General features: G+C 49.5%; 12 protein-coding genes and 1 pseudogene. 8 read left to right on the plus strand and 5 right to left on the minus strand.

Features of this window, described 5'->3' with window-relative positions; translation table 11 throughout:
* Positions 1-47: 47 nt before the first annotated feature.
* A pseudogene (locus tag NSCA4_RS13015) lies at positions 48-1,116 on the plus strand (Fic family protein).
* Between the two features lie 128 nt (positions 1,117-1,244).
* The gene (locus tag NSCA4_RS0108890) at positions 1,245-1,586 is read left to right on the plus strand and encodes a hypothetical protein (protein WP_016687802.1); all 342 of its coding nucleotides are present in this window, start codon (positions 1,245-1,247) and stop codon (positions 1,584-1,586) included.
* Between the two features lie 53 nt (positions 1,587-1,639).
* Here NSCA4_RS0108890 and NSCA4_RS0108895 read toward each other — a convergent pair whose 3' ends face one another.
* The 4 genes from NSCA4_RS0108895 to NSCA4_RS0108910 all read right to left on the minus strand — a co-directional run bounded on the left by NSCA4_RS0108895 (position 1,640) and on the right by NSCA4_RS0108910 (position 4,927).
* Entirely contained in the window at positions 1,640-2,482 is an 843-nt protein-coding gene (locus NSCA4_RS0108895; protein ID WP_029609692.1) for a class II glutamine amidotransferase, read from the minus strand.
* A gap of 192 nt (positions 2,483-2,674) precedes the next feature.
* A complete protein-coding gene (locus NSCA4_RS0108900; protein ID WP_016687804.1) occupies positions 2,675-3,343 on the minus strand; it encodes a hypothetical protein in 669 nt (222 codons plus the stop codon).
* 343 nt (positions 3,344-3,686) lie between these two features.
* Positions 3,687-4,025: an iron-sulfur cluster insertion protein ErpA gene (gene erpA / locus NSCA4_RS0108905; protein ID WP_016687805.1), complete on the minus strand. Its 339-nt coding sequence runs from the start codon at positions 4,023-4,025 to the stop codon at positions 3,687-3,689.
* A gap of 209 nt (positions 4,026-4,234) precedes the next feature.
* Positions 4,235-4,927 carry a S24 family peptidase gene (locus tag NSCA4_RS0108910; protein WP_003743691.1) on the minus strand — a complete coding sequence of 231 codons (693 nt, stop codon included), beginning with the start codon at positions 4,925-4,927 and terminating at the stop codon, positions 4,235-4,237.
* A gap of 294 nt (positions 4,928-5,221) precedes the next feature.
* Here NSCA4_RS0108910 and NSCA4_RS0108915 point away from each other — a divergent pair, with 294 nt between their 5' ends.
* The 4 genes from NSCA4_RS0108915 (at position 5,222) to NSCA4_RS0108930 (ending at position 11,369) form a co-directional block, all read left to right on the plus strand.
* Positions 5,222-5,500 (plus strand): hypothetical protein, encoded by a 279-nt coding sequence (locus tag NSCA4_RS0108915; RefSeq protein WP_016687806.1) that lies wholly within the window; start codon positions 5,222-5,224, stop codon positions 5,498-5,500.
* 207 nt (positions 5,501-5,707) lie between these two features.
* Positions 5,708-8,017 carry a DNA topoisomerase IV subunit A gene (gene parC / locus NSCA4_RS0108920; RefSeq protein ID WP_016687807.1) on the plus strand — a complete coding sequence of 770 codons (2,310 nt, stop codon included), beginning with the start codon at positions 5,708-5,710 and terminating at the stop codon, positions 8,015-8,017.
* A gap of 165 nt (positions 8,018-8,182) precedes the next feature.
* Positions 8,183-9,772, plus strand: coding sequence for a sensor histidine kinase (locus tag NSCA4_RS0108925; RefSeq protein ID WP_016687808.1), 1,590 nt, complete (start codon positions 8,183-8,185; stop codon positions 9,770-9,772).
* Complete coding sequence (locus tag NSCA4_RS0108930) at positions 9,765-11,369, plus strand: sigma-54-dependent transcriptional regulator (protein ID WP_016687809.1); 1,605 nt, start codon at positions 9,765-9,767, stop codon at positions 11,367-11,369. Before NSCA4_RS0108925 ends, NSCA4_RS0108930 begins: the two co-directional genes overlap by 8 nt.
* Before the next feature lie 247 nt (positions 11,370-11,616).
* Here NSCA4_RS0108930 and NSCA4_RS16080 read toward each other — a convergent pair whose 3' ends face one another.
* The gene (locus tag NSCA4_RS16080) at positions 11,617-11,832 is read right to left on the minus strand and encodes a hypothetical protein (RefSeq protein ID WP_029609693.1); all 216 of its coding nucleotides are present in this window, start codon (positions 11,830-11,832) and stop codon (positions 11,617-11,619) included.
* Between the two features lie 290 nt (positions 11,833-12,122).
* On the opposite strand from NSCA4_RS16080, the gene rfbB reads away from it, so the two are divergent.
* Entirely contained in the window at positions 12,123-13,190 is a 1,068-nt protein-coding gene (rfbB, locus tag NSCA4_RS0108940) for a dTDP-glucose 4,6-dehydratase (protein ID WP_016687810.1), read from the plus strand.
* A gap of 69 nt (positions 13,191-13,259) precedes the next feature.
* Positions 13,260-14,126, plus strand: a complete 867-nt coding sequence (gene rfbA, locus NSCA4_RS0108945; protein ID WP_016687811.1) for a glucose-1-phosphate thymidylyltransferase RfbA — start codon at positions 13,260-13,262, stop codon at positions 14,124-14,126.
* The last annotated feature ends 28 nt before the right edge of the window (positions 14,127-14,154 follow it).

Consider the following 14,154-nt stretch of genomic DNA (forward strand, 5'->3'; position numbering starts at 1 on the left):
TAAGAACGAAAAAACGGATTTTTTTATCATTTAACCGAAACCCTAAAATGTACTCGATCGAACAATTCCCTCCCGAAATAGATTTCGAAACGGTCGCCGTCTTGAAAAAACTGGCTTCCGCCCATCGTTATCTGGCCGAATTAAAAGGCATCTGCCGCAGTATTCCCAACCAAGGCATTCTGATTAACACACTGTCTTTGCAGGAAGCCAAAGACAGTTCCGAAATCGAAAATATCATTACCACCCCATGACGAACTGTTCCGCGCAGGAATATCAGCAAGCCCGTCTAGTCCTGCCATCAAAGAAGTGCAGAATTATGCTTCAGCACTGCATTGCGGCTTCGGCCTTATCCAAGAACACGGAATGCTGACCAACAATCATATTTTGACGATACAGGCCGAGTTGGAAAAGAACCGTGCCGGATTCCGCAAACAGTCGGGAACGATGCTGAAAAACGACCGTACCGGCAAAACCGTCTATACGCCACCGCAACATACGGACGACATCATTCGCCTGATGGGCAGATTGGAAGCATTTATCAACGACGACAACACGGAAAAACCTATCGACCCGCTTATCCGCATGGCGCTGCTCCACCACCAGTTTGAAAGCATTCACCCGTTTTACGACGGCAACGGCAGAACAGGCAGGATTATCAATGTGCTGGATTTGGTTTTAACCGGATTGCTGGATATTCCCGTCTTATACCTCAGCCGCTATCTGGTGCGGAACAAAAGCGAATATTACCGCCTGCTGCAACACGTACGCGATACGGGCGAATGGGAAGGTTGGCTGCTGTATATGCTGGAAGCCGTGGAACAAACCGCCAAGGACGGCATCGATACCGTGCAGCAGATCCATCAGGCGATGCTGGACTACAAACACCGCATCAGGGAAAACTTCAACTTCTACAGCCAAGACCTGATTAACCACCTGTTCAATCATCCCTACACAAAAATCGATTTCCTGATGAAAACGCTGAAAGTTTCCCGCCCCAGTGCCGCCAAATACCTGGACGAACTGACAGAAGGCGGATTCCTGCACAAAGAAAAGATAGGCAGAAGCAACTACTATATCAATATCGCGCTGATGAATATTTTATTACCAACTGATTGATAACATTTGAAACTTACCCAATATCGAATCAATATATTGCTTACCTGACGCCCGATGGCTTATCGATACGAACAGGCGTATAGTTTGAGATATTGCAAACCCATCATCACCACCTAAGGAGCCAAACCATGAAACCTGTTTTGTTTGCCGCGCTGATTTCCTGTTTTTCCGTTGCTGCCTATGCGGCCTGTACCGACAGCCAACAGCAGTGTGTGATTTATAAAAACGGTAATGTAGCGACTGAAGGCGGCTGTTCGGTCAACAAGTGTCAGAATGCCGATGCGCAGGTGTTGAAATGGAAGCTGAAAAACGGCAAGGGCGTAACCGTGGAAATTGGGAAAAACGGCAAGGTTTTGGTGAACAAAAAACCTGGGGCGAAGGCGAGCAACAGCAACGCGGCGGGCATGGGCTTGACGTGTTATGCCGCCGATGCGGAAAAACGTGAGCAGTTCTGCTCGACCAATTATTGATACGATCAGCATGGAAAAGGTCGTCTGAACATTTTTCAGACGACCTTTCATATTTATACGGACACGCCGACTGCGCGGGCGATTGCCAACCCCTCTTCCGCACTCATGTAAACAGCGCTTTCGGGGCGGTCGCTGCGGACAATATCGCCGTCTCGGAACATGACTAATTCATCAACAGCTAATTGCGACCAAGTTTCGTCGCGTGTCAGTGGCAGTGTGGCGATAACGGAGACTCTGTCATTCGGGGTGGTAACTGCGGAAAAATCAATCATCACGTCATCGTCCAAAAGCCGTGCCTTGCCGAAAGGAGCTTTACGCACGATATAGTGCAGCAGCGTACTGGCATGGGCAAACAGGCAGTCGCCGTTGGACATCACAAAATTGAACAATCCGAAGCGGCGAATTTCGTGAGTTAGCGCAGCAACGGCATCAAACAAAGTATCGGAATCAGGTTTCTCAGCAAAGCGGCTGCGAAGCCGGTTGAGGATATAACAAAATGCACGTTCGGAGTCGGTCTTACCGACAGCATGGTAATACTCGCCTTGTTCCGGATAAAAATCAATCAAATGTCCGTTATGCGCAAAGAGCCAATATTCACCCCACATTTCACGCATAAAAGGATGGGTATTGGCCAAAGAGGTCTGCCCTTGCGAGGCTTTACGGATGTGGGCAATGACGTTTTCAGATTTAATTTGATAGGCGCGAACCAGGTCGGCAACCGGAGAATCGGAGCTGGGCTTGTCATCGTGGAACAAGCGTACACCTTCCCCTTCAAAGAAACCGATACCGAATCCATCTGCGTGATGGTCGGTAATGCCGCCGCGGCGGCGGAAGCCTTCAAAGGAAAACATAATGTCCGTTGGGGTATTACAATTCATGCCGAGCAGTTGGCACATGATTTTGACCTTTATTGTTTTAATAGGAATGGAACATCGGATTATGGTACATTGGACAGTCCGTTTCAATAGACACGATACAGCATCCTCATAAAATCAATATAACTCTTCATAGCAGGACATCCCAATAGTAAAAACCGGATTTCAAAAACGAAATCCGGCCTTCGATATATTCAAATTTAAAAGCATTCCTCAAAGGTATTTGGCTGCCAAATATCCCGCCGCCACCAAGCCGAACATAACCAACACACCCAAAACAGAAACCAGAACAATCATGTTGCGCTTGGAAGTGATTGCTTCCAGTCTAGGATCCTGTCCCAACTCCTGCCGCAATTTGCTTTCAAGCTCGGCACGGATTTCTTTCCGCATCAACTTCTCTTCCCGCTCTTTTTCAAGTTGCAATTTGTGAGCGATTTCAGCTTGTTTTTTATGTTCGAACGCAACCTTTTCCTGCCATTCTATGCGTTTGCGTTGGATAATTTGTTCGGTTGCACTGGCAAAATGGAAATGGCAGACGGCACATTCATCCGCTGCCACATCCTCAGTAATCGTCATACAAACGGGACATTGCTTTAAAGAGGCTTCCTCGTTTTCACCTTCAGTCTCGCTTACCTGCAACTCCATGGATTGACGCACAATAACATCAAGTCCCAAGTAGTTGAAATACTGCTGCGCATTCTCGCGCTCGTCCTGTGTACAATTCTCAGCAATAATCGCTTGCGGACGTTCAGAAAGTGCCTGAACCAAATCTTCTGCTTCTTTTTTCGGCAAGTTATCATATAGACATGCATTGATACGCTCATGATCGACATCTGGCGGATAAGAAACATAAACATCGTAAAGTTTGTCAGAGTTTTTCATTGTTATCCTAGAACAAACCGAACTTTTAATCCCATTCACGGAAACCGGCTTGATTTTCCTATACCATAATACACGGCAGCGATCCGTCAACTTATCATCTGACTTAGACACTACTCTCGGAATTTATTAAATTACTCAAATATCTGATAGTTATTCCTTTTATATAAACATCCCTATCGGCACAAAGCCAGATGCCAATCAAAATAACAGACAACATAATAGTACATGAGTAAATATTCCCAAAGGGAATTATAGATTATAAGACAGATGATTTTTATTGAAAAGCAATTATAAACGAAAGGCCGTTTGTATAAACAAACGGCCTTTTTTGTCTCCTCGCCACTCAAACTGAGAAGGATGATCCGCAACCGCAAGTCGTTTCCGCATTCGGATTACGAATAACAAATTGTGAGCCTTGCAAACTTTCGGTGTAATCAATTTCCGCTCCAACTAAATATTGGTAGCTCATCGGATCTACTAAGAAAGTCAGGCCGTTTTTTTGAATTTCAAAATCGTCATCATTTTTGATTTCGTCAAAAGTAAAACCATACTGGAATCCCGAACAACCTCCGCCATTAACAAACACGCGCAATTTCAAATCGGGATTGTTTTCTTCTGCAATCAAATCGGCAACCTTGGTACAGCAGCTATCAGTGAAAATAATTGGACTTTCTTCTGACATGATGTGTTTCCTTTTATATGAATATTTTCGATATTGTCCTGCAAACCTTAACCTAAAGCAAGTCTGCCCTCAGATTGACCGGCATCAAGAGTTGCAGCTTCACGGACTTCTCCATGCAAGATGGAGTCCGCCTCTATATTTATCAATAGAGAAAAACACCATAGGTTACTACTTAAACAAGTCGTCTGAAAATACAAGGACTAAACTATTCAAATATTTCGCCCGAACCACTCGACACGTCCGATAATGGCAACATCGTCCGTCAAATTATTCAAATCAATTTCAAAAGTCGGATAAGCCTCATTGGCGGAAATCACATTCACCACCCCGCCTGGCACCAGCTGTAATCGTTTTACCAACAAATTCTCATTAAGTCTCAAAACGTACAGCCCATCCTTCGGCGCAGTCTCAGCATGATTGATTAAAATAGTATCTCCATCATTCAAAACCCCTTCCATAGAATCCCCCTTTACAGAAATAACGGAAAGGTTTTTAGTATCACGGGTAACATAATTTTCTACCCAATACCGACGGAATGCCATGGTAAAAACAGGTTTTTCATCACCTACTAACCGCCCATGTCCGGCGGCAGCCTGAATATCATAACGCGGAACAAAGACAAACTCGTCGATATCAACCGGATTGCCCAATGTATCATAAGCAACTGCAGTAGAAGACGGAACTTGCGCATTAGGGAACGGACTCCCCTCCCCAGTCAACAGCCAGTCAATACTGCAACCTTTCAGTTGTTTGATTTTTTTTAGAGTTTCCGATTTCGGCAATCCGCCTTCGTTCCAAATCCTACTAAATCCCGCAATAGTCATATCAATGTCTGCGGCAATTTTGGCTTGACGCGCTTCGTCTTTCCACAAAAACACCAATCTGTCTTTAAATGTATCCATATCAATCCTCAGGCTGAAATGCGCCTCCTACAATGAAGCACTTGAGTTTATTTTACCTTAGTTTTATTAAAAATGTAAGAAAAATATTAGTTGAATTAAGAAAAAGTATTGCATTTTTTGTTTTTGCTTAGTATGATTCTTCCAACGCTTCAAACAAGCCAGGCCTTCTTGAGCCATAATCAGGTAAAAACATGGCCCGCATTACGATGATTGTAATCAGATTTTCATGAAGCAAAGACTGTTTGATACAAGCAAGTAAGAAAAATCTTAGTTTTATTTGATTGGAGGATATAAATGACCCGTTACCGTAAAAATGCATGGCTCGCCGTTGCTGCCTTCGTTTTAGGATTTTTGGCATTTCCTTTCAGTTATTCAGAAGCCCATCAATCTTCCGAACAAAATCTCTCTGCCGAGATGTGCGACCGCCTTAGCGGAATGGCCTCCGACAAAATGGACGGCATCCAATTATCCGTTGCCCAAGAATGCGATACTCTCGAAGCCTCACATGATTGGGAACAACAATACGGCGGACTAAACGAACATGAGATAATTGCAGGCATTGTGTACGAATAACTGCTGCATTTTCGAAACTATGAAGTTTTATAGAATGCCGATACCTACTTTTTTCAAACCAAAGCTTTTCAGACGACCCTTAATGTCTAAAATTCTATAAACTTCCCGCCGATACCCAATCAAAACTCAGTACGAACTGTCCTTCTCTAACAGAAACCCCATTTTTATTTTACAATATAGCCCTTTATCTTTCATTCCAGCTTCCTTATGAACGAACACGTTTCCGTCCCCTCTCCCGTCGGCGAAGACTACCTGCTATTAGGTCAGTACGCCGAACGCGCCTATCTCGAATACGCCATGAGCGTGGTCAAAGGCCGCGCGCTGCCTGAAGTTTCAGACGGACAAAAGCCCGTACAACGGCGCATTTTGTTTGCCATGCGCGATATGGGTTTGACGGCAGGGGCGAAGCCGGTGAAATCGGCGCGCGTGGTCGGTGAGATTTTGGGTAAATACCACCCGCACGGCGACAGTTCCGCCTATGAAGCGATGGTGCGGATGGCGCAGGATTTTACCTTGCGCTACCCCTTAATCGACGGCATCGGCAACTTCGGTTCGCGCGACGGCGACGGGGCGGCAGCGATGCGTTACACCGAAGCGCGGCTGACGCCGATTGCGGAATTGCTGTTGTCCGAAATCAATCAGGGGACGGTGGATTTCGTACCGAACTACGACGGCGCGTTTGACGAACCGCTGCACCTGCCCGCCCGCCTGCCTATGGTATTGCTCAACGGTGCGTCGGGTATTGCAGTGGGCATGGCGACCGAAATTCCGTCGCACAATTTAAACGAAGTCACGCAGGCGGCGATTGCGCTGTTGAAAAAGCCGACGCTGGAAACCGCCGACCTGATGCAATACATCCCCGCTCCCGATTTTGCCGGCGGCGGTCAAATCATTACGCCTGCGGACGAATTGCGCCGTATTTACGAAACCGGCAAAGGCAGCGTGCGCGTGCGTGCGCGTTATGAAATCGAGAAGCTGGCACGCGGACAATGGCGCGTGATTGTGACCGAGCTGCCGCCGAACGCCAATTCCGCCAAAATCCTTGCCGAAATCGAAGAACAAACCAACCCGAAACCGAAAGCGGGTAAAAAGCAGCTGAACCAAGACCAGCTCAATACCAAAAAGCTGATGCTGGATTTAATCGACCGTGTGCGCGACGAGTCCGACGGCGAACATCCCGTGCGTCTGGTGTTCGAGCCGAAATCCAGCCGCATCGATACGGATACCTTCATCAACACGTTGATGGCGCAGACTTCGCTGGAAGGCAATGTGTCCATGAACTTGGTGATGATGGGTTTGGACAACCGCCCCGCGCAGAAAAACCTGAAAACGATTTTGCAGGAATGGTTGGATTTCCGCGTCGTGACCGTAACACGTCGTCTGAAATTCCGTTTGAACCAAGTGGAAAAACGGCTGCACATCCTTGAAGGTCGTCTGAAAGTCTTTCTGCACATCGACGAAGTGATTAAAGTCATCCGCGAATCAGACGACCCGAAAGCCGATTTGATGGCTGCGTTCGGGCTGACCGAAATCCAAGCCGAAGACATTTTGGAAATCCGCCTGCGTCAGTTGGCGCGTTTGGAAGGTTTCAAACTCGAAAAAGAATTGAACGAATTGCGCGAAGAACAAGGTCGTCTGAATATCCTTTTGGGCGACGAAAACGAAAAACGCAAGCTGATTATCAAAGAGATGCAGGCGGACATGAAGCAGTTCGGCGACGCGCGCCGCACGCTGGTGGAAGAGGCCGGACGCGCCGTGCTGACGCAGACTACCGCTGACGAACCCATCACACTGATTTTGTCGGAAAAAGGCTGGATACGCAGCCGTGCCGGACACAACCTCGATTTGAGCCAAACCGCGTTCAAAGAAGGCGACCGCCTCAAACAAACCCTCGAAGGCCGCACTGTTTTACCCGTCGTCATCCTGGATTCATTGGGCAGAACCTACACGCTTGATGCCGCCGAAATCCCCGGCGGGCGCGGCGACGGCGTACCGGTTTCATCGTTAATCGAGCTGCAAAACGGAGCGAAACCCGTCGCCATGCTCACCGGACAGCCCGAACAGCATTACCTGCTTTCAGGCAGCGGCGGCTACGGCTTCATCGCCAAACTGGGCGATATGGTCGGACGCGTGAAAGCGGGCAAAGTGGTAATGACCGTGGACAGCGGTGAAACCGTCCTGCCGCCCATTGCCGTCTATGCCTCCTCGCTCATCAATCCCGACTGCAAAATCGTACTGGCAAGCAACGACCACCGCCTCTTGGCGTTTTCCATCGGCGAACTCAAAGTCATGCCCAAAGGGCGCGGTTTGCAGTTGATGTCGCTGACCGACGGCGCGTCTTTGGAACACGTCCTCGTGACCACGGCTGCGGAATTCATCGTCGAAACCGTCGGCAAGCGCGGTGCGGCGCATCAGGAAAAATTGCGCATTTGCGACATCGACGGCAAGCGCGGCAAAAAAGGGAAGGTTTTGGACGTGTCAGGTCGTCTGAAAGCCTTGTCCGCTGCCTCCGCATAAACAACAAAAAGGCGCGGTAACACATTGAAAACCTAGAAAACACGGTCGTTTTATGTTATGCTGACAAAATTAAAAAAATATTTACGACCGTCTGCAGAAATATCGCAGAACGATTTCAAAAACAGGTACTAATAATGATAAAAATAAACAAAAAGGGTTGCGGATATGAGTAAATCCGGCTTTCAGGAACTGGGAAACCTGAGTGAGCGGATACCCGGTTTAATCAATATCGCCCGCATTGCCATCGTGCTGCCGCTGTTGGTTATGCATGCTTTTGGCGTTTACAGCAATGGTGCCCACGTCGGCATGTCATTCCCGCCCGTCGAATTTTACAGCTGGGCTGCGCTGTATTCCTTCCTCATCTTGTTGTCCGTCGCCCGTCCGGACTGGCAATGGCAGACTATGGATCTGCCCAACGCCAGCGCAGTCGTCGATATTTCGATGATGATGATACTGGTGTATATCGCCGGCGGAGTCGATTCGGGCTTCGGCATCCTTGTCCTTCCTTTCGTTGCGACGTCCTGCCTCCTCAGCTACGGGCATTACCCCATGCTGTACGCAGGCTACGCGTCCATGCTGTTTTTCTTCAATCTGCTGCTCGACGGCAGCATCCGCCTGCATCCGTTTGATTGGGATACGCAGCCTCTGATTACTACGGTCCTGCTTAGCGGCGCGTGTTACCTTGTTGCCATGCTGACTTCGTTCGCCGCCCGCTATTTGGAGCAGGCGACCGAATCCGCCAGCCGCCATCAGCTTGCCTACCGTCGCATCAGCGGCCTGAACCGCCTCGTTCTCAACCGCGTGCAGGAAGCCGTTATCGTCATCGACAGCACCCAGCGCGTCTGGCTTTTCAACAAACAGGCAAAAACCTATTTCCCCAGTTTGGTGGTTGACCAGCAAGAAGTCGTGTTCGGCGAATTGGTGACACGCTGGCAATATCATCCCGACAAACCGTTTGAAACCGATATCCACATCTTCCAACACGCCATGCATGTTCGCGCCGTCCCCCTGATTCAGGAACAGACGGAACTGCTTATGCTGTATGTCCGTTCGTTGCGCGAAGTGGCAGCAGAGGCCATGTCCACCAAGCTTACCTCGCTCGGACAGCTTACTGCGAACCTTGCCCACGAAATCCGCAATCCGATGTCCGCCATCCGTCACGCCAGCGACTTGCTGCAAGAAAGTGATGCCGATGCCGAACCTGATCCCGTTAAAGCCAAACTGTGCGGCATTATCGACAGCAACATCCAGCGCATCGACAAAATGTTGGAAGACATCTCCCTGCTCAACAAGCGCGACAACATCAGCCGCGAGCCGATTAATCTGATGAAATTCTGGCTCGACTTCAAACAAGAGTTCACGCTCAACAATTCCGAAGCCATCGGCTGCCTGCGCATGAATATGGACGGCAACAACCTTACCGTCCTCGCTGATGTGATGCACATCCAACAAATCATGTGGAATCTCTGTAATAACGCGTGGCGGCACAGCCGTCAGGACGAGAATGCGATTACCGTCCTGATTCGCCCCAGCGGCAGAATGCATATTTCCATCGTCGTTGCCGATAACGGCAAAGGCATTTCGCCCGAAGTCCGCAACCATCTCTTCGAGCCGTTCTACACCACTGAAAAACAAGGTACGGGATTGGGATTGTACGTTGCCCGCGAACTGGCACACGCCAATATGGGCCAACTCCATTACCACCCTGAAATGAATGGATTCGAACTGATTTTACCGAGAGAACACAATGAGTAAGCTGCAAGATCCAGTATTGGTCGTCGACGACGAGGCAGACATCCGCGACTTGATGGAAATGACGCTGATGAAGATGGGGCTGCGTGTGCAGACCGCCGTCGGCGTAGAAGATGCCAAAGACAAGCTCGACAACAACGACTATTCCCTTGTCTTGACCGATATGCGGATGCCCGACGGCTCCGGTCTCGAAGTCGTCCAATACATAGACGAACTCATGCTCGACACGCCCGTCGCCGTCATTACTGCTTTCGGTAATGCCGACCAGGCGGTCGAAGCGCTGAATGCGGGCGCGTTCGACTACCTGCAAAAACCCATTACCCTTTCACAACTGCGCTCGCTGGTTAAATCCGCCGTTTCCGTTTCCAACAGCACGGACGAGATTGCCCAGCCGCCGACCGAAAAACCGTCTGCGCCCGTCGCCGCCGCATTCAACAAACCGAAAACGCCCCCCAAACCGCCCAAGCGCGATTTGAGCGGCTCCGTTACCGTTCCTGAAGGTCTGCGTTCCATGAAAGAACGCTTTGCCACTGGTGAAATCGCCATGCGTGCGAACGAAGACGTGCTGGAATTGGGCGGCGAAGAAGATATGCCGCGGCTGCTCGGCAGTTCGCCTCAAATGGTCGAAGTCCGCCACCTGATTCGCCGCCTCGCCCGCAGCGGCGTGCCCGTTTATATTTCCGGCGAATCGGGTACCGGTAAAGAGCAGGCGGCGCGCACCATTCACGAATTGTCCGATCGCGCCGACAAGCCATTTATCGCGGTCAACTGCGGCGCGATTCCTGAAAACCTGATGGAAAGCGAATTCTTCGGCTACAAAAAAGGCAGCTTTACCGGCGCCGACCAAGACCGTCTCGGCTTCTTCCAACACGCCGACGGCGGCACATTGTTCCTCGACGAAGTTGCCGACTTGCCGCTTACCATGCAGGTCAAACTCCTGCGCGCCATCCAAGAAAAAGCCGTGCGCCGCATCGGTGATGCCCGTGAAACTTTCGTCGATGTCCGCATCATCTGCGCCACCCACAAAAACCTCGAAGCCCTTGTTGACAGCGGCGCATTCCGTCAAGACTTATATTACCGCCTCAACGTCGTTACCCTGCACATGCCGCCCCTGCGCGAAATGCGTGAAGACTTGGGCGCGCTGATTCTGTACCTGCTCTACAAACACCGCCACGGTACGCAAACCTACAAACTCAGTCCCAAAGCGCAAGAAGCCCTGCTGCATTACAGCTATCCAGGCAACTTCCGCGAACTTGAAAACATCCTCGAACGCGCCGTCGCCCTGACTGTCGGACAAGTCATCCAACTGGATGATTTGCAAATTCAAAATACGCCGACGCCGAAAAACGACCATCCAAACCTCGCTCTCGACGACATCGCCGATTCCGAAACACGAAAAGGCGAAACTTTGGATCACCAGCCGCTTCCGCCGTTTGATCCGCGCACCATGCAGATTCAAGACTACCTTGACCAAATCGAGCGCGGCATTATTGAACAAGCGTTGCAGCAAACCCGTTACAATCGCACTCAGGCAGCCAAGCTTTTAGGCATCAGCTTCCGCTCCATGCGCTACCGTATGGAACGTTTGGATATCAATTAAGTCAGCGCTTTGCCGTTGGCTGCACGTTTAGGCAGCAAGACCTAAACGTATGTTTTAGATATAGCAGGTTAAGTTTAAATTAGGGCAAAATCGCAGATAGTATAGACAGTACGAAACCAGTCCACTTGGTACGCTCATACTTAGAGAGCCATTCTCTCTATACTGGGACATTGCAACGCAATATTGATTTAGACTTAGCCTGCTATATATCTCCATTCAAATCACAAGCACAATCAAACCGAAAAAATCAGGCATATGCAGATAAAACCAAGCCGCAACTGGTTTGCGCCAAAAATCTGATTGTTGTTGTTTCTTCTCCAAAGCTGCGTGCATAAAAGGACGCTTCCAAATGCAAGTCATAGTCGATGCCATACTCGCTGCACACATGTTCATTGATGACCTTCAAAGTACGGCGGCTCGGCTGTAAGAAAATATCAATAAACGTACAGACAACAGGAATCATGCCAAGCACCATATCGGCAAAAGCAAGATATACGGCAGGCAGAGCGCATTTTGTGTTCCGGCACGCCTAACTTCCGCCCATGCGAAAAGGCTTCATCCTAAAAAATCGTTCACATCATCAAATTGAATTTTAAACAGCAGAGTTGTTCCTTTATGTCATAGAGAACATTACACAATTGTAAAGAAAAACAGAATCAATAGAAAATTACGTAACATTAAGTTAAATTTTAAGATGCAAAAAATATAGATACAGTTATAATTCGTGACTGTACTGTATCTTAGACCCCTCTCATGAAAAAAATCCTCGTTACCGGCGGCGCGGGCTTTATCGGCTCGGCAGTTATTCGCCACATCATCCAAAATACCCAAGATTCCGTCATCAATCTCGACAAATTAACTTACGCAGGCAATCTCGAGTCGCTGACCGACGTTGCCGACAGCCCTCGTTACGCTCTTGAGCAGGTGGATATTTGCGATCGTGCCGAACTTGACCGCGTGTTTGCCCAACACCGGCCCGATGCTGTGATGCACTTGGCGGCGGAAAGTCATGTTGACCGCTCCATCGATTCTGCCGGCGAATTCATCCAAACCAACATTGTCGGCACGTTCAACCTGCTCGAGGCCGCTCGTGCCTATTGGCAGCAAATGTCGTCTGAAAAACGCGAAGCTTTCCGTTTCCACCATATTTCCACCGATGAAGTCTATGGCGATTTGCACGGTACGGACGATTTGTTTACCGAAACCACACCTTACGCCCCGTCCAGCCCCTACTCTGCCTCTAAAGCATCCAGCGACCACCTCGTGCGCGCATGGTTGCGAACTTATGGTTTGCCCACCATCGTAACCAACTGCTCGAACAACTACGGTCCGTACCATTTCCCCGAAAAACTCATCCCGTTAATGATTCTGAACGCGCTCGACGGCAAACCGCTGCCCGTGTACGGCGACGGGATGCAAATCCGCGACTGGCTGTTTGTCGAAGACCACGCCCGCGCGTTGTATCAGGTCGTTACCGAAGGCGTCGTCGGCGAAACCTACAATATCGGCGGTCACAATGAAAAAGCCAATATCGAAGTGGTCAAAACCATCTGCGCCCTGCTGGAAGAACTTGTACCTGAAAAACCTGCCGGCGTTGCGCGTTACGAAGATTTGATTACTTTTGTACAAGACCGCCCCGGCCATGACGTGCGCTACGCCATCGACGCCGCCAAAATCGGCAGGGGACTAGGCTGGAAACCGCAGGAAACGTTCGAATCCGGTATCCGCAAAACGGTGCAATGGTATTTGGACAATAAAACCTGGTGGCAAAATGTCTTGAACGGCAGCTATCGTCTGGAACGTCTGGGCACTGGTAAATAAGTTTTCAGACGACCTTTTCAATCAGAAAGGTTGTCTGAAAATCAAAATACATCACTTCAGGAGAAACCCATGAAAGGCATCATCCTTGCCGGCGGCAGCGGCACACGCCTCTACCCCATCACGCGCGGCGTGTCCAAGCAGCTTCTGCCCGTGTACGACAAACCCATGATTTACTACCCCTTGTCCGTATTGATGTTGGCAGGAATACGCGAAATCTTAGTCATCACCACCCCCGAAGACAATCCCTCTTTCAGACGACTGCTCGGCGACGGCAGCGATTTCGGCATCTCCATCAGCTACGCCGAGCAGCCCAGCCCCGACGGCTTGGCGCAAGCATTCATCATCGGTGAAGAGTTTATCGGCAACGACAACGTCTGCTTGGTCTTGGGCGACAATATTTTCTACGGCCAGTCGTTCACCCAAACTCTGAAACAAGCCGCTTCTAAAAAACACGGCGCCACCGTGTTCGGCTACCAAGTCAAAGACCCCGAACGTTTCGGCGTCGTTGAATTTGATGAAAAATTCAACGCCTTATCCATCGAGGAAAAACCGAAACAGCCCAAATCCGACTGGGCGGTAACAGGCTTATATTTCTACGACAACCGCGTCGTCGAGTTTGCCAAACAAGTCAAACCCTCCGCACGCGGCGAACTCGAAATCAGCACACTCAACCAAATGTATCTTGACGATGGTTCATTGTCCGTCCAGCTTTTGGGACGCGGCTTTGCATGGTTGGACACCGGTACGCACGAAAGCCTGCACGAAGCTGCCTCATTCGTCCAAACCGTGCAAAACATCCAAGACCTGCAAGTTGCCTGCCTCGAAGAAATCGCTTGGCGCAACGGCTGGCTTTCAGACGAGCGCTTGGAAGAACTCGCCCGCCCGATGGCAAAAAACCAATACGGTCAATATCTGCTGCACCTGTTGAAAAAATAAAAAAAGGTCGTCTGAAATCGTAAGGGGC

The organism is Neisseria sicca 4320 (genome assembly GCF_000193735.1).
GTDB classification, from domain to species: Bacteria; Pseudomonadota; Gammaproteobacteria; order Burkholderiales; family Neisseriaceae; genus Neisseria; species Neisseria sicca_E.

Coding starts and splice junctions, on each gene's coding strand:
- parC (WP_016687807.1), top strand. CDS start 5,708: ATGAACGAACACGTTTCCGTCCCCTCTCCCGTCGGCGAAGACTACCTG.
- NSCA4_RS0108925 (WP_016687808.1), top strand. CDS start 8,183: ATGAGTAAATCCGGCTTTCAGGAACTGGGAAACCTGAGTGAGCGGATA.
- rfbB (WP_016687810.1), top strand. CDS start 12,123: ATGAAAAAAATCCTCGTTACCGGCGGCGCGGGCTTTATCGGCTCGGCA.
- erpA (WP_016687805.1), bottom strand. CDS start 4,025: ATGTCAGAAGAAAGTCCAATTATTTTCACTGATAGCTGCTGTACCAAG.
- NSCA4_RS0108890 (WP_016687802.1), top strand. CDS start 1,245: ATGAAACCTGTTTTGTTTGCCGCGCTGATTTCCTGTTTTTCCGTTGCT.
- NSCA4_RS0108930 (WP_016687809.1), top strand. CDS start 9,765: ATGAGTAAGCTGCAAGATCCAGTATTGGTCGTCGACGACGAGGCAGAC.
- NSCA4_RS0108900 (WP_016687804.1), bottom strand. CDS start 3,343: ATGAAAAACTCTGACAAACTTTACGATGTTTATGTTTCTTATCCGCCA.
- rfbA (WP_016687811.1), top strand. CDS start 13,260: ATGAAAGGCATCATCCTTGCCGGCGGCAGCGGCACACGCCTCTACCCC.
- NSCA4_RS0108915 (WP_016687806.1), top strand. CDS start 5,222: ATGACCCGTTACCGTAAAAATGCATGGCTCGCCGTTGCTGCCTTCGTT.
- NSCA4_RS0108895 (WP_029609692.1), bottom strand. CDS start 2,482: ATGTGCCAACTGCTCGGCATGAATTGTAATACCCCAACGGACATTATG.
- NSCA4_RS0108910 (WP_003743691.1), bottom strand. CDS start 4,927: ATGGATACATTTAAAGACAGATTGGTGTTTTTGTGGAAAGACGAAGCG.
- NSCA4_RS16080 (WP_029609693.1), bottom strand. CDS start 11,832: ATGATTCCTGTTGTCTGTACGTTTATTGATATTTTCTTACAGCCGAGC.